This is a genomic window from Bradyrhizobium sp. LA2.1 (assembly GCF_040547725.1).
GTDB lineage: Bacteria > Pseudomonadota > Alphaproteobacteria > Rhizobiales > Xanthobacteraceae > Bradyrhizobium > Bradyrhizobium barranii.
In genome coordinates, this window is sequence record NZ_JBEPQI010000038.1 from 24705 (window position 1) to 47417 (window position 22713).

Consider the following 22713-nt stretch of genomic DNA (forward strand, 5'->3'; position numbering starts at 1 on the left):
AGCAGAAGGCTTGCAGCCGCCACGCACAGCGCCTCCCGCACGGCAACGTCGCCCTGCTTACTGATGCGTCCTTCATAGTCGATGGACGTTCCAGATTGGTGTCGCCTCGGCGTCAGGCCAAAAAGCGCTCGAACCGGTCGAGATCGCGTGATGCGTCGGGGGTCGTCGACACCTACTTGAACAAAAGCGCAGCAACGGGACCGACGCCAGGCACCGTCATCAAACGACGGCAAACTGCATCGTGCTGAACCACCTGCAGGAGCACTCTGTGCAATCTCTCGTAGCCCACGAAGATTGCCCGCCGCACATGCAGCGTGGCTTCGATTGTGGCGACCAAGATCGGATCGCAATGCTCGAGCAGCTCTATGACCCGGCCTTCGTATTGCCCCCGGCCGACGGCGCCAATCGGCAATCCATAGGCCCGCAGCGCACCACGAACGTGGTTTTCGATGTCGATCAGTTTGCGCTTGAGCAGCTTTCTGTTGGCCAGCAGCGTGCCCATCTTCCTGCATCTCGATATTCTTGACGTGGACCGCGCGCTACCAGCTCAGATCGCATGATCTGCGCGCAATGCCGCGGGCATCGTTCCGGTCGGTTTTGTTGCGCATCGCCGAAAGTGAAACGCGCACAGGGCGAGCTTCGACGACAATGATAGGAAGCCCGGCTGGTTGCAGTTCGCGATACAGCCAGATGCCAAGCGATGACGCTTCGACACCCACCTTCTCCAGGCGATCCGCGCAGCCCTCAAGAGCGGAGCGGATCGCCGCCGGCTCCGTGTCTAGCTTGACCTCGCGAACGGTGAGGCCCTCGCTGTCGACAATGCAAAGATTGGTTTGTGACGCCCAAGCCAACGCAAAGATTCATCGGAGCTCTCTTCCGTACCAACGACCACCCAAGTCGTTGCACCAGGCTCCGGATTCGGCCACGGCCGTGTTATCCCTGTGCACCGGTTTCTCGAAGCCCGATTTGAAGGACGCCGTTCCGAGCGCATTGATCCGACGAGATGTCGCTCTAACTTGAAGATCTCGACGGCGATCTCGCCTGCGAACACGAGAGCCGTCCGCAGGTCGAGAAGCAACAAGCCGAATAGTCTTCCCACGGCAAACCGCTGCCCGACCATTTGCCGCGTGAGGATGTGCGGCTCGATATCGACGAGATGACGGGCGATCGAACCAGCGCCGCTTACCAGGTCACAACGTGGTTCGACCAGTACGGGTTGTTAGCCTTCGCCCAGGAACGACGAGGCGCCATCGGAGATCCTCCACAGCAGCAGAGAACCCGAAATGGAACGAGAACACATCTTCGAAAAGTCGTGCAAGGTTCGGACGGTTAGGCACGCCGCCGCCGCTATGGCATCGCCACCAGCCTGCTCTTCCGCTGGCGGGTCCAGTTCGGGCTGACCGCTCGAAAGGCGCCGCAACTGGCAACGGTGGCGCTCGCCGACGCCGCGACGAATGAGGCGCCGGCGTTCGCGGCCTTGCGCGATCTCGTGCGGCCGCCGGACGGGACGATGCGATCGAACTGGAGGATGGACGGCGCGTCTTTGCGCCAGCGGGCAGCAGTCCGGCCGAGGTGAAGCGGCAACTCGCCGAGAAGGAGAAGGCATTATGATCGTCGTTCCGGCAGGCGTGAAGGTGCACCTGGCGCTCGGCCATACCGACATGCGCAAGGTCTCGACGGACTTGCCACGCTGATCCAGGGACACTCGAAGAAGGACCCCTTCTCGGGCCATCTGTTCGTCTTCCGCGGCACGAATGCCTCGCTTCTGAAGATCCTGTTTTGGGATGGCACGGGTTGTGCCTGTTCACCAAGCGCATCGGTCACAGGGCTGTTCAGGCAGTCCGGCGCTCTCATTGTGTTTTGGCGTGGATGAATGCCGAAACACAATTGCCGGCCATATCAAGTGAACAGGTATCGAAGCGGACCAAAACCAACTATCCGAATCGAACACAAGACAGGCGCAATTACTGCTCATCGTTTGGACGCAGATGGCGTAAAGTTTTACGCCGACGCCGAGGAAGTCCTGGCGAAGCTTCCGAGACGCGGGATACCAATGGTCCTGCGCGAGCTTAAACACGGGAATGCCAAGCCGTTCGCGTTCAGCACCATGCAACACATCGTTCAGCGCGTGCGTAAAGCCACAGGCGAGGTAGACTATGTTGAAGCACTGGCTCATTGACCTCATTGGTCACGTTTCCGGACTCAGCGATGCGCAACTTAGGCAATTTGAGGAATCGTTGCCGGCGAGCAAGGCGCTGATCGATCTTCTCATTAGAGCGCAGCCAATCATCGAACAGGCGCAAAAGCTGCACGCAGAAGCTGAGCCGCTGATCGACGAAGCAATGAAAGAGTGGCAGACTGTCGGCCCCGCGGCGCAAATTTTGATCGATGTTATCGGGCATCATGTCAACAAAGGTAGTTCGCCGGCAGAGGCCGCTGAGGCAGTCCGCACGGCGCTTAACGGCTCAATCAAGAGCGTCGCCCAGGATCATTGGATCGATCGGCGAATGAGCTGCGTAACCGTGTTTGGGGGAACTGGCTTTGTTGGCCGTCGCGTCGTGCGCTATTTGGGCGAGTCCGGCGCCACGGTGCGCGTCGCCTCACTGCATCCTAGACCGGCTGAGGGCGACGACGTCAAACAGATCGCCGCCGACGCACATGACGAGCGCTCGGGAGAGGCCGCCGTTGCGGGCGCCGATGGCGTGGTCAACGCGATTAGCCTGTACGTCGAGCACGGAAGCGATACATTCCATTCGGTGCACGTCGAAACGGCCGCTAGGATCGCGAGCGTAGCGCGGCGGGTCGGGGCCAAACGGCTAGTTCACCTATCAGGAATCGGCGCCGACGCGGCCTCGCCTTCGCCCTATATTCGCAGTCGCGGCGAAGGCGAGGCAGCTGTGCAGGCCGCATTCCCTGGCGCGGTCATCATCCGCCCAGCGGTGATGTTTGCGTCGGACGACCGCTTTCTCACGACAATTCTCAGGCTGCTTCGGGGCCTGCCGGCTTATCCGATATTCGGCGACGGCAGGACGAGGCTCCAGCCGGCGTACGCGGATGACGTTGCTGCGGCGATTACACAAGTTCTGCGGCAGAGCAAAAAGCCGTATCCTATCTACGAACTGGCCGGCCCGCGTGTCTATTCATACGAGGAGTTGTTGCGGACCATTGCCCGTACCGCAGGTTTGCGGCCGGCGCTGATGCGGATGCCGTTTGCCTTGTGGGATGTACTTGCCGGCGTCGCTGAAATCTTGCCACACCCACCCCTCACCCGCAATCAGGTCGAACTTATGCAGATCGACACCACAGCGTCGGACAACTTGCCGGGGTTTCGCGTGCTCGGCATTTCGCCGCGATCGCTCGAAGAAGAACTCGAAGCGATGCTCAAGCAAAGCAAATGAGGAAACTCAGTCAAACCCACTTCGGTTTGAACAAATGGGAGTTTGGTTGATACGAGGGCAAGTAGCCAAAAAGCACAAAGGTTTTACTGGTGATGGTGCGGTTGCCTCTTATCTAAACAACAAAGGAGGCAACCATGAAACTTACGGCAATGGCACTAGCCTCTGCGTTCGTGCTCTCCAGCACCTGCGCATTTGCCCACACAGTTCGTCACGAGTCGAACGTCAGGACCCATCCCAAGTATAGGGTTGTTGCGCCGCCCGTCGTCTCGCATCCGAAATATGGCAATCCGAACGGCAATTTCAGCGGGTACGGGGGCCGCGATGTGTGGGGCCACTGGGGCGCCTACTATGGGCCCATGATTCCCACAGGAGCCGGCGGTAGGTGAAAAAGCCTTGTACGCGATGTTGGCAGCACCTGCTGTGACCCGAAGGCCCCTGGCCTGATATTGATGCTAATCGTGCCCGCAATTACCGCTGGAGCGCATTCTCCACGGTCATGGCGATCCAGGCGGCGCCTGAAAGGCCTTGTTTGCGGGCCGTTTCGTTGAGTACTGCGACAACGTCAGGTGTGAGCGGTACACTGATGATAATGTCCAGGCCGCTTTCGAGGCTGTAGACCAGCTGTGTGACCTGACCGGTGAAACGCCGAAGATGCGCGTTCTTTTCCGCTTCTGTGAGCGAGCTTTCTTGCGCGACCATGGGGCAGTAGGCACCAACAAGATGGTCAATGATCAGACTTTTCGACATGCCGCCCTGCCGCAGCGTGCCGATAGTCGCGCTGAGCCGCTCGCTATTGGCCATTGCATTGCCGTCCGGAAGCAATCGCTGAATCTCCTGCAGCTTTGCAGGCGTGGTCGGTTTGACAGGGAGGGGGCACTCAAACTTTTCCGCTGCCACGCCGACTGGCGGCATCGCGGTGAGCATCAGACCAAAACATGTCAGGCCGCAGAGAAGTGTGCTCTTGTTCATAAGATGCATCCTCAAATTCGTAGCCAGCGCAACCCTCCCCCGAAGTCAGGGGCAGGATATGACAAATACACTTGCCTCCGGACGAAGCGGATCGTTACCTAATGGGGCGTTAGAACAAGACGCTATTGCAGGGTTGCGTTGACGGCGATTACTGACGTGCCAGAACTCGTTGGACTCTTGCCGCTCGCCTGAACGGAGAAAGTATCGGTACCTCTATATCCAGCCTGCGATGTGTATACGAAAGAAGATACATTGAGCTGTCGCAGCGTGCCGTGTGCCGGATTCTGCGAAACGCTCGAACTCAATATTTCGCCGGTAATATTGACGGTAAATAGGCAACTCCCGCCGGAAGCGATCTCGATATAGCCTATCGAGTTAAAGCCCCAGCCCGCTGGTGGTGATCCTGACACTACGCACTGAGGAGCGTTTTGGGAAAGTGCGGGCGCCGCTGCAGCTATCAATCCCAGCGCGGCCGCAATTAGCATTGAACACTCTCGCGTCATGTATGTCATTTGGGTGCTCCATTGCTCTTCGTTGACCCAGCGGGAAAGCTTTTCCCAATGCAGTCACTTCGCTTTGTCGCCCGATGTTCCTGCCCGTGTACATCGTTCGAGCACCCCTCAGTAGCAAGGCGGGTAGGGGTAATAGCCGCAGTACGGATATACGTTCGCCGCCGCCGCACCGACCGCCGCCGCACCGAGCGCAGCGCCGCCGACCGCAGCAGCTGCATAGGGAGCTCCCCGATACCAGGCACCGCGTGCGACGTAGGGATGGTACCCGACGCCGACAGCGCCGACGCGCGCGACTCTGACGTCTCCTACACGGGCGTAGCCGCCTCGGAAGCCACCGGCATGGAAGCCGCCGCCGTGGAAGCCGCCGAAGCCGAATCGGTCGATGAAGAGTGCGGCCGCGCCATCGGCGCCTGTCAGCTCACCTTCCAGCACATCCACGTCGAAGGTCAGCTTGTCGCCTTCAAGCTTCGCCGTCTTCAGCGTGACGACGGCATCGTGGATTTTCGACCCGTCCATGCTGAACACCGAGACAGTGCCGTTCGGCGGATTCTTGGTGAAGCTTTCGTCGCTTTCATTGTTCGGCGCCCACTCCGCCAGCAGGTGCGTCGTAAGTGTGTGCCCTGCCGCCCGCACCGGGCGGTCTGCGAAGACGATCGAGTTGGGTGCGACGCCGGTCAGCGTCAGTTTCCCGCCCTGCAGGCTCGCGCCGCGGGCGTTCATCACGATCAACGACGGCACGATGTCCGGGCCGGCCTGGCCGATCGTCTTCTGCAGCGGCACGTGCTCCGGCGTCGAAGGCGCGGTCTGGGCCAGCACCGATCCCGGCGCGCAGAGCGCAATGGCGATGATCATCCAGCCGATGCGATTCTTGGCCGCCATCTTGCGCGGCGCGTTTCGGGTACCAGACGGTTTTTCCGTGAATATGCAGTCAAGCATGGCGTTACTCTCCTGTTTATGATGCGTCGGAGGCTCTTCGCCTGATGCATCGAAAGCCCACATGACTCGTGGATAAGCGGCTTGTCATCGTGCATCTGGGGGTCGTGCGATAAAGAGCCTCTCCTTAGGAAGCGCTTCGGCGACCGTTCGTGGCAGGCCTAAATTGACAGCCAGCACATCCGGCGGATTCGAGGCTACCCATGCGCTGAGGTCGTGGGAATGATAGTGCCCGCTGTTGAATCCGAGCAGCAAGCGCAAGATGCCGCTACCGGTATTGCGGATGTAGTGTCCGGCGCCCATCGGCACGTAACCGATGTCACCCCTCACGAATTGTTCGGTTACTGCGTTACCCATCCCTAAATAAACAGCCATCTCAGCCGCACCCTCAAGATAGTATTGCCACTCGTCGGCGAGGGGATGCCAGTGAAGCTCACGCATGGCGCCCGGCTCGATCTCCAGCACGGAGACGGACAATGTTGTCGAGATCGGAAACTCATCCGCGGTAGCCGTCCACTGCGCGCCGCCGCCGGGCACGCGCCGCGGCTGCTGGGCGCCTAACGGATAGCGGTGCGTCGTTAAAAGTGTCGGCTTCGCCCGGGGCGTAGCACGTGCGAAGGAGTCATCGGGAACGGCCCCCTCTGCAAAGTTAAGTCTCTCCCTTCGGAAGCTTGGTCGCCCACTCCATGCCGAGGCCGAGATTCTGTGAGACGACGGCAGGCGACGTATGGGCTAACCAATCAGTGATGCTAAGTGTATGATCCTCAGAGAAGGCGCCGTTGTCGAACATCAGAATGAAATGGCACTCGCTTGGCCCAGTCCCCTGGATGGAATGGCCCCAGCCGCGAGGGAAATACCAAACATCGCCCGGCCCGAACGTATCGGTCGCCGCTCCTTCGGGGCTCAATACAGTGGTACGGCAGTTGCCAGATACGACGTAACCCAACTCGGCAGCAGTCGTGTGCCAATGCAGTTCGCGCAGGCAACCGGGTTGCAAGCGCATAGAGGCGCCGGCAATACCCTGGCTAACTGGGAACTGCCGGACAGATGCGCCCCGTACGAGACCGCCAGAGCTAGTATGCGGCGGTTGCCGTTCCAGGCGGTAGCGGAACGATGGCAGAGCCGGGTCGCTCATATCTGATCTCCTGGCCGCAATATCGGCGCTCGCCGGACTGAATATTCGTTCAGCTGAACCCCTATCGTGCGGTCGCGATCAACTGAAAATAACGTGCAACCCGCCAAGGCCGCGTTTGGATCGCAGCCCGACACTAAGGAACGGAATTGCGTTGGACCATCGCAGGGAACACGTGTTGGAGTACGTGGAAACACCTGTTGCCGACGTGCAAGGGTTGCTGACTTCCACGCTCAGACGTCAAGAGACGCTATATTTCAATGGACGTGATCAACCGTCTGAAACCGCTCGGCATCAATACTTCGTCAACTCTCCCGAGGAGTTTACACGCATTCAGTCAGCCGGCATCGCCGCGATGGACTGAGGTACCAACGCAGCCAATATCAAGATGGAAGGGTAGCGCCGCTTCCCCACAGCAACAAAGAAACCGACGAAGGTAGCGACTGGCAATCTGGCAGGGTGAGATTGCAACCACCACTCTGGAGCCGCGAAAACACGACTTGCATTCACCAGGCGGGGTCCATGCGTTCCTTCGCGTTCAGCACTTGGGCTGTCGCATGCTCTTCATCAGGTTTGTAAACAGGGCTGTCCAAGCAGTCGGGCACTCTCACGGCGGCACCATCAAAGCGGTCGAGTGAAATCAAGGGCGGTCCGATCGACTGAGAAGCAGCCAAGCGCCAATGCCGAGCGTCGGGTCGAGAACTGCAAACGCGAGCAGAAAGTGAGGAAAAACTCCTGCGATGGCCAAGGGTACGAGCACCAAGGGAACGAGCACCACTCTGTCCAATACGCCAGCGGCGACGATCCGTCTGCCGCCGGAGAGGCCACCGAACAGATAGAGCCAGCCAATGACCATCACGGTCATACCCACTACGCGGATAAGCGAAGCCTCGCTTCCGACGAAAGCCGCATCCCTGAAGATGGTCTGCACCATTCCGGGCCAAATAAGTACAAGGGCTCCGAGCCCCAAATAGATAAAGCCGTTCATTGCCGTGTATTTTGATGTGATCGCCTGATCGAACGGTCGCTCAAGAAGAGCCTTGAAGAGTGACATACTGTAATCCCGCTGGTGAAGTTGCTGGCCCAGTACAGGCCTCCCGCTCACGGGTGGGGTCAGGTTTTTTGGCAGTTTCAGAATTGCCGTCAACATTGTGCGCGCGCTATGCGCCTCCGGCCGGTTTTCGTCAGAATAATTAGGGTGCACCTCAGCGTAGTTGCTGGCTCCAAGGAGCAAAATTTAGCGTTGGCGAGCATACCGACGAAATCTCTTGAAGCTTGTCGTCCTGAATCGGCTTGGGTCCACAGCGCTGAGGTCCGCTATAGCGTTGCATCATTCGGAAGTAGACTTGCTGTCTACAGGCTCGAATTGCCGTCTGCGAACCTCGGAGAGATCTCTCTCGAGGAAGAAGTTGAGCAAAGTTCGAATCACTGCGACGATCGCGAGGCGCACCAGCTCATCCCAGCTCGGAGCGATTGAGGTCGCAAGGATATCGGCGGCGAGCTGGAAGGTGAGGCCGGCGACCAGCCAGCGCGCGTAGTGCAGCCACACGTCTCGCCTTTCATGTCCGGTCGCAGATGGCAAGAGCATGACCCGCAAACCCTGGACAAAGGCTTGGATCGTCCCGATCGCGATGATGACCAATACCACCGCATCGATTACCAGCACCGTGCCATTGGTGATTGCCGAGAGCCATTCATGCATCGCGAACACCTCGGAACATCTTCAACGTCCTCTCGACCAGCAGGCCAGCACCGGATGGCCGCAAGCAAGTCGTCGGCTCCGACCGTAGGCCGATATCCTTCGTCAGCGTTCGGGCCGTGCGGTCGTCTTTCATTTTATTGCGACTTTTTAGCCGCCCTCAGATCATCAGACTCACAACCGCGCGCGCTCCTCATGCGCCGGCCTGTCGATTATCGCGCCCCCCGTCCTCCAGCATGCCGGGCGCGAAGCGTTCCGTCAGCACCGGCCCGAGAATGGACGTGGCCAGCATCAACACGAGTACCGCGTTGAGCATTGTGTCGTCCAGCATTCGTTGCCCTGCCCCATTGCGCGTGTCGAAGGCGACCACCGCGGCGGCCAGGGTTGCGGCCACCTGCGGCAAAGTTAGCGCCCACATCGTCGATCTTGCGGCCGGCGTGTAACCGAATAGGCGAGCCCCAACCGCCGCGGCGATCCACTTTCCCGCGAGCAAAGTGACGACGAGTCCTAAGGCCAGAGGGAAATGGTCGACGATGTCTGTGGCGAACACGACCGGATCGATCACCAGACCGGTGACGACAAAGAAGCTCGGGATGAACAAGGCTTTGCCAAAGAATTCCAGTTTGACCCTTGCCGGATCCACCTGCACCGCGCTGTTGACCGCCAGTCCCGCCAGGAACGCGCCGACGATCCCCGGCAGGTTTATGAAGTCGGCGATCGCGCCTGCCACCGCCATGACGGCTAGCATCACCAGAAAATGGGCTTCCTCGTTACTTCCCATGCTGCTCAATGCCCAGGCGCCGGCGCGACTGAGCCCAATCAGGATCAGCGGCACAAAGATGGCAATCTCGATGAGCTGGATGGCAAGCCCTTCCGCTGAGAAGCCGGTTGTATACATCGAGACGCAGACCGCGAACACGACCAATGAAAGTGTGTCCGACAGCACTGTGGCGCCGATTGTCACGACGATCGGTTCGAGCCGAATGACACCCAGTCTCTGAACTATTGGTACACTCAGCAACGTGTGGGATGCGAGCAGCGATCCGACCACGATCGCCGGAATGAGCGCATAGCCAAAACCGAGGCCCAGCAAAGTGCCGAAAAGCAGTGGCACGCTGGTGGTAAGAAGCCCGAAGGTGATCGACCGGGCCTGAGCCTTGCGGAAGAGGGCAATGTCGATCTCGAGCCCGGCGGAAAACATCAGCAACAGCTTGCCCAACTCGGCAAAGAAGTTCGCTATCGGCCGGTGCTCACCGAAGAAGCCGAGCACGTGCGGCCCCAAAGCGACCCCGAAAAGCAGCAGGCCGACCATCGGCGGAAGTCTGATGCGGGCCGCCAGCCCCGGAACGCCGACGATGGCCGCGACAACGATCGCGAACTTTGCCAGATCCGGCAGCGCCAGGACGTGCGATCTCATCGCGTCGATCATGCCCGTCATATTGCACCCCTCGCGTCACATCGGCGAAAGCCGGTCCGAACTACATGTCGAATGCAAACGGCTGCTTCCACGAGCGTCTCTTCCCCCCGCAGGAGAGCGGTTCATGCTGAGCCTTGTCCGCCGAGCTTCAGTCCGACAGTGACTGCGATGTAGCCCAGCACCAGACTGATCACGACATAGACTGACGCGACGACGGCGCTTGCCGTCGAGGTCGACATCAGCACGACTGCGCCATAGACAAAGCTCGAAAATGTTGACAGTCCGCCCGCAATGCCGGTGCCGACCAGCATCTCGGCACCTTCGGACACGATTTGCCTGCGATGCAGCCCTGTGACGAGACCGAGCAGGAATGCGGCCAAGAGATTGGCAACGAGGATATCCAATGGGAAATTGTCCGCCAGGTTCGGCACCATCAGCATGCTGAACTCGCGCAACATGGCACCCAGGGCCCCGCCGACGAACACCAGTATGACAACATTGACCACGGCAAGTCCTCCTCAGCCCTGCGCACGGGCAAGTGTGCCGCCGAGCGCGGCGCCGAGCTGACCGACTACGACTGAAAGCAGAAGATAGGACGCGGCAGGAGCGCCGCCTCTCCTTCCGGCTAGCTTGACGGCGTCGAGTTGCATGCTGCTGAACGTCGTGTAGCCGCCGAGCCCCCCCGTCAGAACACCGGCATTGAGAGCCGTGCCATAGCGATCGCGCCAGTCGACCTTGAACAGGACGGAAAGGTAGCCGATGGCGAAGGCACCCGACACGTTGAACAGGAACGTGCCGACGGGAAAATCGCCACGATAGTGCTCGCCGATCACACGCCCGGTCATCCAGCGCAACAGTGATCCCAGACCACCGCCTAAACCGACCCACATAACATCCAACGGCGTCATCCCGGCTACTCCGGTTCTGAACTGGCCTTCCCGATCATTGTTGCAACCGCAAGAACTCTCAACAACCTCTTGTTGGCTCGCCCGACGTAACGAGTATCGCGTCGTGCACCGCGCTCTAAGATTAAGTCCTCCAATCCGCCCGGGCTATGCAAATCCGGCATGGACGAAAAAAGGAGTCGAGGCATGTCATCGGCCATCGGTGAATCGTGAGGGTATTGCGGAACAGGTTCGGCAGTAGAGGGCCGTTCGGCGGCCAAATTGCTGAGCTATCGGCATCATTTGGTTTCGACGCATCTCTAAGTTTCCGCCTGCTTGATGCGTGTTCTTTCGCGCTCGAGAGTGCGCTCCCGCAACGAATCGTAGATTGGCGCATCGTGCATCACAGTTGGCACCAGCATGGCCATGAAACAGGCTCCCAACATCGGCAAAAGCATTGTGACGTTTGCCGTCATCTCGACGACGAGTACGATGCCAGTCAGCGGGGCGCGGACAACACCGGTGAAAAAGCCGGCCATCCCGACCAAGGCGAATCCTTCAGGTTGAATGTTCAGATCTGGAAATACAAGCTGGCAGAGCTGACCGAAGAACAATCCCAGTTGGGCTCCCAGTACTAGCATGGGGGCAAACAGGCCCCCCGGTGTCCCGGCCGCATACGATATGGCGCCGAGCCCAAGCCTGAGCAGGAAAAGGAGCGGAAGCAGGCCAAGCGTCTCCGCCCCGACCAGAGTGCGCTGCGTAATCGGATCGCCGCCGCCAACAAGGTTGGGCGCGAACCAAGCCAGCATTCCAACTGCTGCGCCGATAAGACCCGCACGCAGCTCGAAAGGCCATCGGTCGAGTCGATCGATCGTCGCAATAGTTCCGAGCAGCAAGCGATTATAGACAATCGCCACAAGTCCGGCGACCGCCCCGAGGACGAAATAGAGGGGCCTCGTTGCCGCACCAGCATAGGTCAACGCTCCAACATGGAAGTCTGGTGCGTCGCCGAGGAGCACGCGGGACACGGAGATGGCGGTCGCCGACGCGCCAAGCGCCGCAATCGCAACGCGCAACTCGAATCGCCGTACCAATTCCTCCAGGACAAAAATGGCGCCGGCAATCGGCGCGTTGAACGCAGTGGCCAGCCCTGCCCCCGCGCCGGCGGCAAGCAACACTCTGCAGTCGGGCCAGCCGCGTCGAAATACCTTGCCGACTAGATGCCCGATGGTCGCGGCCATCTGGACGCTCGGGCCTTCACGGCCGAGCGCCAGCCCCGAACCGATTGCCAGCACCCCGGCAACGAACTTCACCGGTATGATGCGAAACGGCGCCTGCGGCAGGTCCTCGTTCAGGACCGCCTCGACGTGTGGGATGCCGCTCCCTGATGCGTTGGGTGAGTAGCGGCGAACCAGCCAAGCCGCTACCGCCGCCGCCGCGGCGCAAGCAATGCTAACGACCATAAAGCCGGCGAAGGCTTTCGAATGCGCCCAGACGATGAAGACCTCGCGAAACCTGTCCGCCCGTTCAAGCAAGAGCAGGAAGAGCGCTCCCACTAAGCCTGAAACTGCGCCAACGATGAGCGCCAAAACAGCAAGCACCACGAGGCTGCCATGGTCGCCATCTCGGTCACTCGCAAGGTTCTGCCCGGGGGTCATTTGCATTCCGAATTGGGGACAGGCGAGAACTCGGAGAGGGCCATCAATATCTTTCCGTCGACGACGTCAGCCGGATATGGCGCGGCCCCGTAGCCTGAAGTATTCATTGTCTCTCCTTCTCACGGTCCCGATGGTTCGCGGCGGCACACGATGCGTCAAAGACGACCTGGTCGTATTGCCAAAGGCGCTCGAAGAATCTCAAGGCTCGGCGATCGCCCTCGCCGTCCTGCGCTGCAAATTGCAGAATTTCGGCCAGCGTTCGGTTCCCGTCGATGGCGCCGAGCAGTTGGTCCTCGAAAGCATCAATGGTGAGAATGAGATCGGTGAATGTATGCGACCGGTTTATCAGCACCGCGACGCTACCAGGAGGCAGACGTTCCCGAACGCACACCGTCCGTGGCCGCGCAACGGGAACATAGTCGCGCCAGCGATCGCCGGCAAAGTTGATCGGCTGGCTCGCATCGGAGCGGTCGTCTCGGTATGCGATGAAGCTATGCGAGAACATCGTTCCTCGGAAGAGCTCGACGGCGGCGTGCTGCAGTCGCGAGGGCAATGAAGCCAAGCGCGCGGCGTGCGGGCTTAGCGCCACCACCCCGCATTGGGCCAGGTAGGGCGCCTGCTCGATCCAGCGACCAAAGAACATGCCGCACCGATCGAGCCATGCATACAGCTCCGGGACGGTGTAGGCGCGATCCTGGGGATGAAGAAGTGCGTCCGCCATCGCTTCCGGCCGCCGGAAATCCGCCGCCCGGCGCAGCACGCCTGAAATCGGGTGGTCTGCCGACAATGCTTCGATTGCGGCGCCGAGATCTCGTAGATCCTCTGCCGACGCGCTGATTCCGAGCAGGCGGCAGTACTCCTGCATCATATAGATTCCGGCCCGGCCGTAGCGTGCGTAGACCATCAGGCGCATCGCGCCGCTCGGACGCAGCACGTCGCGAAGGGCGCGAAGGCCGTGATCCGGGTCGGGCAGGTGATGCAGCACTCCTGTGCAGACCACCAGGTCGAACGAGCGTCCAATCTTCCGGACGCGCTCGATCGGGAGCTGATGGAGTTCGAGATTCTCGAGATTGTACTTGCGCTGAAGATCGCGCGTGTGACGCAGGCTCGTATCGCTGATGTCGATTGCGGTGATTCGCGCATCGGGCTCGCGAAGCGCGTACCGCGCGGCCTGCGAAGTGCCGCATCCGGCAATCAGGATTTCTTGTCCTCCCCGCGGTTGCTTGGCCGGCCACATCAGATGGAACTCGGCCCGGCGACGGTCCGGGTTCTTGTAGTGGTCGCGGTGTGCGTCCAGACTTGTGCGTGGGGCCGGATAGGGCATCCTTTCGTAGAAGTCGCGGACTTCCTCGCTGCGGCTCATCTCGGACCTCCTCGGATTTCCGGCCTCAGCGCCCGCTCAACGTCGAGCGCCACAGGCGGCAGCCAAAAGCCTGCCGCCCGAAGCCGAATGCGGGCTCAGTGCATTCCGGAGGCGGTTTCGTGCATCATCCTCAACGCGTCGTCGAGGGTGAAGGTGTTAGGCTTCTGAACCGGCGGGAAGTCCTTGAATGTCGCCGCCCATTGGGCGGCGGCCGCCTGCGCGCCGTACAACAGGTAGATGTGATGAATGTACCACTCCCAGTAGGTGTTGGACGTCTGTTCCGCCCGCTCGTAAGGGTCGGTGCGAAGATTGAACATCTTCGGTATTCTGAGCCGGGTGAACGGCTCGGCCCAGATCTGTAGCGTGCCGTGGCAGCGCTGCTCCATGAACGCCATCTTCCAATTGTCGTAGCGCAAGCCCAGCACGTCGCCGTCGTCGCTCAAATACATGAAGAACTCGCGCGGGCTCTGCTTCGCATCGCCGGTGAGGTAGGGCACAAGATTATAGCCGTCGATGTGGTTCTTGTAGGTGCGGCCGATCGCCTGATAGCCGCTCTTCAGCTTCTCAACGACTTCCGGATCGCCGGCCATGGCGAGGAAGGTCGGAAACCAATCGTGGTGCTGGACGATCCCGTTCGAGACTTGGCCCGGCTTGATCTTGCCCGGCCAGCGCACCACCATCGGGACGCGGAAGGCGCCCTCCCAGTTGGTGTTCTTCTCGCTGCGGAACGGCGTCATGCCGCCGTCCGGCCACGAGTTCATGTGGGGACCGTTGTCGGTCGAATACATGACGAAAGTGTTGTCCGCGATGCCGAGTTGGTCGAGATAATCGAGCACCTGGCCGACATTCTTGTCATGGTCGATCATTGTGTCGTGATAGTCGGACTGCCAGCGTCCCGCCTGTCCTTTGTTCTCGGGCTTGGGATGGGTGTAGAGATGCATGTGGGTCATGTTCAGCCAGACGAAGAACGGCTTGCCGGCGTCGTTCTGGCGTTTCATGAAATCCTTGGCCGCCGCAACAAATTCGTCGTCGCAGGTTTCCATGCGCTTCTTGGTGAGCGGGCCGGTGTCGGTGACCCTCTGTTTTCCGACCTTGCCCCAACGCGGCTCATCGGTCGGGTCGTCCTTGTCGGTCGCCCATGAATGGATCACGCCGCGCGGTCCAAACCTGTTGCGGAAGTTCGGGAAATCCTTCTCGCTCGGGTAGTCCTCCATTTCCGGCTCTTCTTCGGCGTTGAGGTGATAGAGGTTGCCGAAGAACTCGTCGAAGCCATGGTTGGTCGGCAACATGTGGTTGAGATCGCCGAGGTGGTTCTTGCCGAACTGGGCGGTCGCGTAACCCTGGTTCTTGAGGCAGGCGGGGATGGTCGCGAGCTTCTCCGACATGCCGATCGGCGCGCCCGGGATGCCGACCTTGGAAAGGCCGGTGCGATAGACGCTCTGCCCGGTGATGAAGGAGGAGCGTCCCGCCGTGCACGACTGTTCGCCGTAGCAATCGGTGAACATCGTACCTTCCCTGGCGATGCGGTCGATGTTGGGCGTCCTGTAGCCCATGAGGCCGTGCGAATAGCAGCTTAGATTAGAGATGCCGATATCGTCGCCCCAAATGACGAGGATGTTCGGCTTTTCCGTCTTGGCCATTTCAATCTCCTCCTGTTGGTATTGCAGTTGCGGGTGTAGTAGAGGGGCATGACTCTGTGCATTACGATCGCTTTACGGTAGAGGGCGGCGCGCTCATCGGGGTGTGGCCTTTGCGCTGCTTGCCGCGAAACATCCAGTAGACGACTGCGGTGTAGGCGGCGATCACCGGCAGCACGAACAGTCCGGCGCCCCAAAACAGGAAAGACAAGGAAGCCGCAGGCGCTGCCGCCGCGGCCACCGTGACGCTGTAGGGGATCATGTACGGCCAGAACATCACCGCGAGCGAGAGAAAGGTGGCGACGAAGAGCACGACCGTCATGGCGAACGGCCATGAGTCGCGACGCTGACGCACACCCGCAAAAATGCCGACGATCGCGATGATGCCGATCAGCGGAAAGATGAAGCCCCACGGACGGTCGAGGAAGAGGCTTCCAGTCATGCGGGCCCGATCGATGAACGCCATCACGACCGCAATGCACAGGACCGCAACAACCGCACCGGCAAGCACCGGTATGCGACTGCGCGCCCAGCTGCGTAGCGGATCTTCGGACTTAAGGACCAACCAGCCCGCGCCGAGCAGGGCATAAGCAAGCACGAGGCCGATGCCGCACAGAATCGGAAGCGCCGCGACCCAGTCGAACGAGCCTCCGGAAAACTGGCCGTTCACGACCGGTATTCCGCGGATCATGGCTCCGACCGCCGCGCCTTGGACAAAGGCCGCAACGAGCGAGCCGGCAGCGAAGCTGCGATCCCAGAATCCTTGTGCAGCGCCCCGAGCGCGGAATTCGAACGCGACGCCGCGGAATATCAGTCCCAAGAGGAGCAGCAGCACCGGGATGTAAAAGGCCCCCAGGAACACTGCGTAGACGGTGGGGAAGGCTGCGAACAACGTGGCGCCGACCACGATCAGCCAGGTCTCGTTGCCGTCCCAAAATGGAGAAATCGAGGCGATCATTTCATCCCGCAGCGCCTCGTCTTTGGTAACGCCAAAAAGGATCCCGACGCCCAGGTCAAAGCCGTCCAGGACGACGTAGGCGAGAATCGCCAAGCCGATCACGGCGAGCCAGAACAGGGCTAGCGCTGAGGGGGCCGTCGCACTCATCGGGGTTCCTCCGTGGAGGATTGCATTGCAACAGCCAGCGGCCGAGCCGGAGTCATTTTCGCCCGGTCCGACGCATCGCGCCCAGGGCCATCCCGCAAAAGTCGGTGAATGAAAAACAGACCAAAGCCGAATATTATGGCGTAGGCGATGACGTAGCATGCCAGCGAAAACAGCACGTCACCCGTCGTCAAAGACGGCGTTACAGCATCCTTCGTGCGCAGGAGGCCGTAGACGACCCAGGGCTGGCGGCCGACTTCGGCGGTGAACCAACCGGTGAGGATGGCGATGAAGCCGCTCGGGAAGGACAGGAACGCCACCCACAGAAACCAGCGTGTCCTCTCCAGCCGGCCGCGCCAGCGCAGAAGGTTTCCAAACCAGGATACCGCGAGCATGATCAGGCCCATTCCCACCATGATGCGGAACGCGAAAAAGGGAATGATCACCGGTGGGCGGTCTTCGGGCGGGAAGGTCTCCAACCCAATCTCGCGCGCGGTCCAATTGCCGGAGGCGATGAAGCTGCCGAGCCTGGGGATTTCAATCGCAAAGAGATTCCGCTCCTCGAATCGATCTGGCAAAGCGATCAGCACCTCGCTTGCCGGCTGCTGGGTCTTCCAGCGCGCCTCGATCGCCGCGAACTTCGCAGGCTGATGCTTGAGCACGTAGAGGCCCGTCAAGTGGCCGAAGAAGAGCTGGATCGGGATCAGCACCGCGACCAGTCCAAGGCCCCAGTTCAGCATCGCGCGCGACTCCGGCACGTCCCTGCCACGCAGCAGGTACCAGGCGCCGGTGGCCGCCACGCACATTCCGGTCGTCAGGAAGGCGGCCAGCAGCATGTGCGGCCAGCGCACCCGCATGATCGATCCGGTCGTGATCGCCCACCAGTCCGCAGGAATGATCCTGCCGTCGACAATCGTGTGGCCAAGCGGCACCTGCATCCAACTGTTGTTGGCGAGGATCCAGAACGACGAGAACATGGTGCCGAGCGAGACCATGCAACAGGAGAGAAAGTAGAACCAGGGCGGCACGCGGTCGCGACCAAGGAGCACGACGCCGAAGAATGTTGCTTCCAACATGAAGGCAGTGAAGGCCTCATAGCCCAGCAACGGCCCCTGGATCGATCCGGTGCGCTCGGCCAGTACGCTCCAGTTTGTGCCGAACTGGAAAGCCATCACGATGCCGCTAACCACGCCCATGCCGAACGACAGAGCAAATATCTTGAGCCAGAAGTCGAAGATCCGCCGATAGAGCTCGTTGCCATTCCACAGCCGCACGCCTTCGAGAGTTGCAAGCCACGCGGCGAGCCCAATGGTGAAGGCTGGAAAGATGATATGGAAGCTGATGACGAAGGCGAACTGCACGCGCGACAGCAGAACGGGATCGAGCTCCATGACCAGGCTCCTCATTGGCTCGCGCGGCGGCCGGCGCCGCCGTCGGCTGATTCAGTTGCCTTCGACGCCCAGGATCGCGATCTTCGCTCTCCGGATTTCAGTCGGAAAGGCGGGGGATACATAGCCGGTCGCTACCGCGACTTTCTGCGCGCCATTGGCTGTATAAGTGATCACTCCGCCACCGATCGCGCCGCCGATCTTCTTGCCCCACAGCTTCTGGCCGGTCGCCGCGTCAACCGCATAGAAATTGCCGCCCATGTCGCCGAACAACACGAGGCCTCCGGCGGTCGGCGTCACGGCGCCGATGATCGGGTAATTGGACTTCAGCCTCCACTTCCACACCCCGGTATCAGCGTCGACGCCATGGAGCCATCCCGCCCAGACACCGTCGGCACGCGTGAACTTTCCAAAGATGTCGGCCGGATTGAGAGACTTCTCTCCCGTCCATATTTGTCCGACCGAACTCGCCAGAACTTCTTCCCTCGTCTGCAGCCTCACCGTCGTGCACCAGTCGTTCTGGCCGGTGAAGATGAAATTGGTCATAGGGTCGTAGGCCGGGCTGTTCCATTCCCCCCCGCCCGCCACGCCGGGACAAAAATGGACGTCCTTGTCGACAGCGAAGGGCTCTTGCGCATTCTCGATTTTCGTCGCCGGCGTCCGGTACAAGAGCTTGTTGTCGGCAAGATCAAAGCCGTAAAGGTGTCCGTCCTTCGGCGCCACCGCCATGAGCCTCTTGCCCCCCCTTGTCTTGATCAGAGCCGGCGGGTTGGAGACGTCCCAGTCGTGCCAATCCCTGGGCACAAGCTGGAAATGGTTCTTGTAAGCGCCGGTCTTGGCGTCGAGGACAACGACGGAACCGGTGAAGAGATTGTCGCCCTGGCGAACGCTGTTGTCGTAGTCGGGCGCGGGATTGCCAACGGGCACATACAAGAGCCCAGAAGCCGGGTCCAAGGTCGTAGAAGTCCAGGTTCCCCCGCCGCTGATCGGCGCGCCGGGCACCATTTTCCAAGTCGAAGTGTCGAGCGGCGTGGCGCCCTCAGGCCCGCGAACAGTATCGCCCTCGGTCTTGGGCACGAGGAAGAATTGCCACACAATCTTGCCGGTCTTGGCGTCGAGCGCGTACATGTGCCCTTTGGCGCCCTTGACGTCGCCGCCGGCGTTGCCGACGAAGACGAGGCCCTGCCAGGCGATCGGTGCCGCTGGCACGTCTTCAAGCTTTTTCGCGTCCCCGATCGTCGCCTCCCACAGCCGCTTGCCGGTCTTGAAATCGTAGGCCAGCACGCGCCCGTCTTGGGTGCCGCGGAACAACATGCCGTCGAGGTACGCCGCGCCCCGATTGGTCGGCAGAATGTAGGACGGATATTCCTCGTGCGTGCGCCAGTTCTCGGCGCAGGTCGCCGGGTTTATCGAGAAAATATCGAATTCGGTTGTGCCGATGAGCGCGCCCTCGACCATCAGAAGACCGGTCTCGAAGGCCGTTAATCGCCCGGTGTCGTAGGTACACAGCACCTTGAGCTTGCCGACATTCTTCGTGTTGATCTGGCTGAGGTCGGAGAAGCGCTCGGAAGTGAGCGTCTTGTTGTAGCTCGGCCAGTCCGCGGCGGCCGGCGAGGGAGGAGCCGCAGGCGCAGGCGCCGCAGCGCCCTTGTAATTCGGGTTCGTTTCCGTCGCTACGGCACCCCGACGCGCAAAGAGCGACAGGATTTCGCCGCGCAAGTCGCCGAGGTCCACCTCGATTCCGACCTCGTCCGCAAGCGCGGAGGTGACTCCTCCGCCCACAACGCCCGCGCTTAGCGCAAAGAGTACGATGCTGAAGAGTTCGAGTCTGCGATTCATTTGCGCCTCTCCTGTTCGCTTACAAGCAGGTTTTCCACTGTCGAGGGCAACCGCCCTTCGAAGGTAAGGGCTTCGCTTCCATGCTCATGCTGATGAACCTGTTTACGATGGTCGGGCTTGTGTCGGTCATTTCGGAACCCCTTTCGGTCGCGGTTTCGCGCGGTCAGCTACACGAGGCGCAGCAGCACGGCAAAGAAGGCAAACACGCCGATGCAAATGAGGAGGATGGCGATGGCGATAACCGGCGTATGCATTCCCTCCCTTGTCAGTCCGGCAATTGGGGCGAACGTTTCGCTCCAAAGGTAACGAATGCCCCACAAGTACTGCCAAACCGAAATGAGTAGCGAAAGGACGCCGCATGAGATCAGCGCCAGCCCGAGGTCCCGCGGTGCGTTTGGATAAGCAGCAGGTCGGGCTCCGGGCATCTGTTCGAAGCGTACGAAGAACTGGACGATTGCGAAGCCGAAGCCGATCAGCGCGACTGCCGTCCGTATCCACGACATCATCGTGCGCTCGATGCTCAGGCGGGTGCGGATCCAGCCAAAGTGGCTGTCTGAGGTTACTCTCACCTCGAACCTGCCCGCGCTTGGGATGGAGTGTGGGTCTGCCATAGCGGGCTCCCTATTGCTGACGATTCATCTCGGAGCCCTCACCGCGCGATCTACGGATGCGCGACCGCGCGACGCGCAAGACGAGCCCCCGGATGATCAGGTACGGGACAAATGCGAGCAGCAACGCGATGACGAGCGCCTCATTCGGATAGAATGTCTTGAGCACGATGAGCTGATAGATCACGTCCATCACCAGCCCCAGAAGGATGATTCTGGCGGTCGCGTTTAATCCCTCGCGCAGCCGTCCAACGCGCTCCTGCGGATTGCGCAGCACCGTCATGAAATACGGAGAGCGTCCGGCCCGCGCGTCCTCACGTCCATCGTGGATAGCGGCGAACGCAGCCATCAGCGGCTGCAGGATGAAGCGGAACCTCATCGGCTCGTCCGGCCGTTCGACCAGGTCATGCCAGAATCGTCGGAAGGCATCGACCGTAACGCCGTGCCACAGCACGCCGGCGACGATCAGCACGATAGCGAGCACGATGACCAGCTTGGCCAGGACGCCCAGTTCCTGCGGAGTGGCATCGCTCATCGCGCTGCTCCCGCCTGTCTGATGATGCAGCGGAACCCCACATGACTGGTGGAGGTATCGATCGGTTCTGCATGACGGGCGGCCGGGCGATAACGGCGACAATAGTTCGGCGCGCAAAGGTGCGAGCCGCCCTTGATGACCTTGCGGGGGATCCTGATGTTGGACAGGCGCGGGTCGTAGCTCGCATCTTCACGAGCACCCCGCGGATTTTCGGGAATGCAGCAAGCTTTCAATGCATCCGCTTCGTGCCTCGGCGAGTACCAGTCAGTGGTCCATTCCCAGACATTGCCGATCATATCGTGCACGCCGTAGCCATTGGCCGGAAAAGCGGTGACCGGCGACGTGCGCTCGAATCCGTCCTGATTCAGGTTTTGGCGCGGAAACTCGCCCTGCCAGGTATTGGCCATGTGCCTGCCGCCGGGCGTGAGCTCGCCACCCCAAGCATATTGGGCGCCGTCGAGCCCGCCGCGCGCGGCAAATTCCCATTCCGCCTCGGTCGGCAATTCCTTGCCGGCCCACGTCGCATACGCCAGCGCATCGGAGTACGCGATATGTACGACCGGATGATCGTCGAGGCCGCGGATCGAACTGCCCTTGCCGTACGGGCGACGCCAATTGGCACCGAACGTGAAGCTCCACCAATTCGCGAAATTGCGGAGGTCGACCGGATGATCCGGTGGACTGAAGACCAGAGAGCCCGCCCTCAGCATGTGCGGCAGAGCCCCCGGATAATCCTTCGGGTCGGGGGCAATCTCAGCAAAGGTAATGTGCCCAGTCGCCTCGACGAACTGCCGAAATTGGCGGTTCGTTACAGGGGTTGGATCCATCCAAAAACCATCGACCGTAACGCGATGCACGGGCGCTTCTTCTGGATAATGCTTGTCTGATCCCATCCGAAACGTGCCGCCCGGAATGAATACCATCGGCGCGGATGAACACTGCCGGTTTTCGGCCTTTACGAGAGTATCGGTCGAAATACTCATGAGCCAACCCTCGTTGGGCGGTCGCGAAATGAAGAGACAAATGCTACACGCCAAGGCAGCGTGGCAATGCAACACTACACTAAAGTAGAGAATGGAATTGGACCATCGCAGGGAATACGTGCCGGAGTAGGTGGAAATACCTGTTGCCCATGTGCACGAGAGCTACCAACTTCACGTGCAGGCGCATCGAAGATGCGCGCCGCATTTGAATCGCATCGCAGCGAGTTCAGTCATGCGCGACGCCGATCGCCTGACGTATGACCGATCGCAGCCGCCCATCCGAAAACGGGTGTTCGAGAAAGTCGAAAGCGCCGGACCGCACCAATTCGACAGCAATCGCGAACTCCGAATCACGTCCGATCACCACGACCGCGAGTGGAAGTTGCCGGCGATTGATCTCGTCGATCAGCCCTCGCAGTCCAACGCCCGGAAGGTCGAGGGGCGCGAGAACGCATCCCGAGGCGGTTGCGGCAACTTCGTCGAGGAATTGTGCGGCGTCGTCGTAACTCTTTACGACGACAGGCTCGCCCGCGAGTGCGTTAACGATGCGGCGGCACTCATCGGGAAGCGGGTCGACGACATAGATGGTTTCGGCCATGAGCCTCTGGCCCTGCTAACGGCGGTCGAGTGACGTGCTGACCGCCGCGTCAGGCCTG

General features: G+C 60.6%; 23 protein-coding genes and 1 pseudogene. 2 read left to right on the forward strand and 22 right to left on the reverse strand.

Annotation, left to right across the window (positions count from 1 at the left end; all coding sequences use genetic code 11):
* Positions 1-8: 8 nt before the first annotated feature.
* From ABIB95_RS43065 to ABIB95_RS43075, 3 genes and pseudogenes are all read right to left on the reverse strand, one after another.
* Positions 9-233: pseudogene (locus tag ABIB95_RS43065) on the reverse strand (transposase); the annotation flags it as partial.
* Positions 173-502 carry a hypothetical protein gene (locus ABIB95_RS43070; protein ID WP_354116275.1) on the reverse strand — a complete coding sequence of 110 codons (330 nt, stop codon included), beginning with the start codon at positions 500-502 and terminating at the stop codon, positions 173-175. The gene ABIB95_RS43070 and the pseudogene ABIB95_RS43065, both read right to left, overlap by 61 nt.
* Before the next feature lie 37 nt (positions 503-539).
* Entirely contained in the window at positions 540-851 is a 312-nt protein-coding gene (locus ABIB95_RS43075) for a hypothetical protein (protein WP_354116276.1), read from the reverse strand.
* Positions 852-1693: 842 nt separating this feature from the next.
* Between ABIB95_RS43075 and tnpB the strand changes: the two genes are divergently transcribed.
* Both tnpB and ABIB95_RS43085 read left to right on the forward strand, forming a co-directional pair.
* Positions 1694-1873: an IS66 family insertion sequence element accessory protein TnpB gene (gene tnpB / locus ABIB95_RS43080; RefSeq protein ID WP_354116330.1), complete on the forward strand. Its 180-nt coding sequence runs from the start codon at positions 1694-1696 to the stop codon at positions 1871-1873.
* 283 nt (positions 1874-2156) lie between these two features.
* Positions 2157-3398 carry a complex I NDUFA9 subunit family protein gene (locus ABIB95_RS43085; protein ID WP_354116277.1) on the forward strand — a complete coding sequence of 414 codons (1242 nt, stop codon included), beginning with the start codon at positions 2157-2159 and terminating at the stop codon, positions 3396-3398.
* A gap of 468 nt (positions 3399-3866) precedes the next feature.
* Here ABIB95_RS43085 and ABIB95_RS43090 read toward each other — a convergent pair whose 3' ends face one another.
* From ABIB95_RS43090 to ABIB95_RS43185, 19 genes are all read right to left on the reverse strand, one after another.
* Positions 3867-4367, reverse strand: coding sequence for a hypothetical protein (locus ABIB95_RS43090; RefSeq protein WP_354116278.1), 501 nt, complete (start codon positions 4365-4367; stop codon positions 3867-3869).
* Positions 4368-4987: 620 nt separating this feature from the next.
* Positions 4988-5815, reverse strand: coding sequence for a hypothetical protein (locus ABIB95_RS43100; RefSeq protein WP_354116280.1), 828 nt, complete (start codon positions 5813-5815; stop codon positions 4988-4990).
* Between the two features lie 84 nt (positions 5816-5899).
* Entirely contained in the window at positions 5900-6349 is a 450-nt protein-coding gene (locus ABIB95_RS43105) for a cupin domain-containing protein (protein WP_354122173.1), read from the reverse strand.
* 112 nt (positions 6350-6461) lie between these two features.
* Positions 6462-6947 carry a cupin domain-containing protein gene (locus ABIB95_RS43110; protein ID WP_354116282.1) on the reverse strand — a complete coding sequence of 162 codons (486 nt, stop codon included), beginning with the start codon at positions 6945-6947 and terminating at the stop codon, positions 6462-6464.
* Between the two features lie 637 nt (positions 6948-7584).
* Positions 7585-7998, reverse strand: a complete 414-nt coding sequence (locus tag ABIB95_RS43115; RefSeq protein ID WP_354116283.1) for a hypothetical protein — start codon at positions 7996-7998, stop codon at positions 7585-7587.
* A gap of 276 nt (positions 7999-8274) precedes the next feature.
* Positions 8275-8646, reverse strand: coding sequence for a DUF1622 domain-containing protein (locus tag ABIB95_RS43120; RefSeq protein WP_354122172.1), 372 nt, complete (start codon positions 8644-8646; stop codon positions 8275-8277).
* A gap of 190 nt (positions 8647-8836) precedes the next feature.
* Positions 8837-10081 carry a cation:proton antiporter gene (locus ABIB95_RS43125; RefSeq protein WP_354116285.1) on the reverse strand — a complete coding sequence of 415 codons (1245 nt, stop codon included), beginning with the start codon at positions 10079-10081 and terminating at the stop codon, positions 8837-8839.
* A 101-nt stretch (positions 10082-10182) separates the two neighbouring features.
* A complete protein-coding gene (locus ABIB95_RS43130; protein ID WP_354116286.1) occupies positions 10183-10566 on the reverse strand; it encodes a CrcB family protein in 384 nt (127 codons plus the stop codon).
* A gap of 12 nt (positions 10567-10578) precedes the next feature.
* Entirely contained in the window at positions 10579-10968 is a 390-nt protein-coding gene (locus ABIB95_RS43135) for a fluoride efflux transporter FluC (RefSeq protein WP_354116287.1), read from the reverse strand.
* Between the two features lie 296 nt (positions 10969-11264).
* Complete coding sequence (clcA, locus tag ABIB95_RS43140; RefSeq protein ID WP_354122171.1) at positions 11265-12602, reverse strand: H(+)/Cl(-) exchange transporter ClcA; 1338 nt, start codon at positions 12600-12602, stop codon at positions 11265-11267.
* A 103-nt stretch (positions 12603-12705) separates the two neighbouring features.
* The gene (locus ABIB95_RS43145; protein WP_354116289.1) at positions 12706-13965 is read right to left on the reverse strand and encodes a class I SAM-dependent methyltransferase; all 1260 of its coding nucleotides are present in this window, start codon (positions 13963-13965) and stop codon (positions 12706-12708) included.
* A gap of 95 nt (positions 13966-14060) precedes the next feature.
* Entirely contained in the window at positions 14061-15605 is a 1545-nt protein-coding gene (locus tag ABIB95_RS43150; protein WP_354116290.1) for an arylsulfatase, read from the reverse strand.
* A 61-nt stretch (positions 15606-15666) separates the two neighbouring features.
* On the reverse strand, positions 15667-16707 hold the full coding sequence (cydB, locus tag ABIB95_RS43155; RefSeq protein ID WP_354116291.1) for a cytochrome d ubiquinol oxidase subunit II: 1041 nt from the start codon (positions 16705-16707) through the stop codon (positions 15667-15669).
* Positions 16704-18095, reverse strand: a complete 1392-nt coding sequence (locus ABIB95_RS43160; protein WP_354122170.1) for a cytochrome ubiquinol oxidase subunit I — start codon at positions 18093-18095, stop codon at positions 16704-16706. The genes cydB and ABIB95_RS43160 overlap by 4 nt, the downstream gene beginning before the upstream one ends.
* 51 nt (positions 18096-18146) lie before the next feature.
* Entirely contained in the window at positions 18147-19931 is a 1785-nt protein-coding gene (locus ABIB95_RS43165; protein WP_354116293.1) for a pyrroloquinoline quinone-dependent dehydrogenase, read from the reverse strand.
* 167 nt (positions 19932-20098) lie between these two features.
* The gene (locus ABIB95_RS43170; RefSeq protein ID WP_354116294.1) at positions 20099-20542 is read right to left on the reverse strand and encodes a YidH family protein; all 444 of its coding nucleotides are present in this window, start codon (positions 20540-20542) and stop codon (positions 20099-20101) included.
* 10 nt (positions 20543-20552) lie between these two features.
* A complete protein-coding gene (locus ABIB95_RS43175) occupies positions 20553-21074 on the reverse strand; it encodes a hypothetical protein (protein ID WP_354122169.1) in 522 nt (173 codons plus the stop codon).
* Positions 21071-21997, reverse strand: a complete 927-nt coding sequence (locus ABIB95_RS43180) for a formylglycine-generating enzyme family protein (protein WP_502916693.1) — start codon at positions 21995-21997, stop codon at positions 21071-21073. The genes ABIB95_RS43175 and ABIB95_RS43180 overlap by 4 nt, the downstream gene beginning before the upstream one ends.
* A gap of 286 nt (positions 21998-22283) precedes the next feature.
* On the reverse strand, positions 22284-22655 hold the full coding sequence (locus ABIB95_RS43185; RefSeq protein WP_354116297.1) for a response regulator: 372 nt from the start codon (positions 22653-22655) through the stop codon (positions 22284-22286).
* Positions 22656-22713: the final 58 nt, after the last annotated feature.

What these genes read in the sequence shown, in the direction of transcription:
- ABIB95_RS43070 (WP_354116275.1), bottom strand. Translation starts at nt 502, where the DNA reads ATGGGCACGCTGCTGGCCAACAGAAAGCTGCTCAAGCGCAAACTGATC.
- ABIB95_RS43085 (WP_354116277.1), top strand. Translation starts at nt 2,157, where the DNA reads ATGTTGAAGCACTGGCTCATTGACCTCATTGGTCACGTTTCCGGACTC.
- ABIB95_RS43090 (WP_354116278.1), bottom strand. Translation starts at nt 4,367, where the DNA reads ATGAACAAGAGCACACTTCTCTGCGGCCTGACATGTTTTGGTCTGATG.
- ABIB95_RS43100 (WP_354116280.1), bottom strand. Translation starts at nt 5,815, where the DNA reads ATGCTTGACTGCATATTCACGGAAAAACCGTCTGGTACCCGAAACGCG.
- ABIB95_RS43110 (WP_354116282.1), bottom strand. Translation starts at nt 6,947, where the DNA reads ATGAGCGACCCGGCTCTGCCATCGTTCCGCTACCGCCTGGAACGGCAA.
- ABIB95_RS43115 (WP_354116283.1), bottom strand. Translation starts at nt 7,998, where the DNA reads ATGTCACTCTTCAAGGCTCTTCTTGAGCGACCGTTCGATCAGGCGATC.
- ABIB95_RS43120 (WP_354122172.1), bottom strand. Translation starts at nt 8,646, where the DNA reads ATGCATGAATGGCTCTCGGCAATCACCAATGGCACGGTGCTGGTAATC.
- ABIB95_RS43125 (WP_354116285.1), bottom strand. Translation starts at nt 10,081, where the DNA reads ATGACGGGCATGATCGACGCGATGAGATCGCACGTCCTGGCGCTGCCG.
- ABIB95_RS43135 (WP_354116287.1), bottom strand. Translation starts at nt 10,968, where the DNA reads ATGACGCCGTTGGATGTTATGTGGGTCGGTTTAGGCGGTGGTCTGGGA.
- clcA (WP_354122171.1), bottom strand. Translation starts at nt 12,602, where the DNA reads ATGACCCCCGGGCAGAACCTTGCGAGTGACCGAGATGGCGACCATGGC.
- ABIB95_RS43145 (WP_354116289.1), bottom strand. Translation starts at nt 13,965, where the DNA reads ATGAGCCGCAGCGAGGAAGTCCGCGACTTCTACGAAAGGATGCCCTAT.
- ABIB95_RS43150 (WP_354116290.1), bottom strand. Translation starts at nt 15,605, where the DNA reads ATGGCCAAGACGGAAAAGCCGAACATCCTCGTCATTTGGGGCGACGAT.
- cydB (WP_354116291.1), bottom strand. Translation starts at nt 16,707, where the DNA reads ATGAGTGCGACGGCCCCCTCAGCGCTAGCCCTGTTCTGGCTCGCCGTG.
- ABIB95_RS43160 (WP_354122170.1), bottom strand. Translation starts at nt 18,095, where the DNA reads ATGGAGCTCGATCCCGTTCTGCTGTCGCGCGTGCAGTTCGCCTTCGTC.
- ABIB95_RS43165 (WP_354116293.1), bottom strand. Translation starts at nt 19,931, where the DNA reads ATGAATCGCAGACTCGAACTCTTCAGCATCGTACTCTTTGCGCTAAGC.
- ABIB95_RS43170 (WP_354116294.1), bottom strand. Translation starts at nt 20,542, where the DNA reads ATGGCAGACCCACACTCCATCCCAAGCGCGGGCAGGTTCGAGGTGAGA.
- ABIB95_RS43175 (WP_354122169.1), bottom strand. Translation starts at nt 21,074, where the DNA reads ATGAGCGATGCCACTCCGCAGGAACTGGGCGTCCTGGCCAAGCTGGTC.
- ABIB95_RS43180 (WP_502916693.1), bottom strand. Translation starts at nt 21,997, where the DNA reads ATGGTATTCATTCCGGGCGGCACGTTTCGGATGGGATCAGACAAGCAT.
- ABIB95_RS43185 (WP_354116297.1), bottom strand. Translation starts at nt 22,655, where the DNA reads ATGGCCGAAACCATCTATGTCGTCGACCCGCTTCCCGATGAGTGCCGC.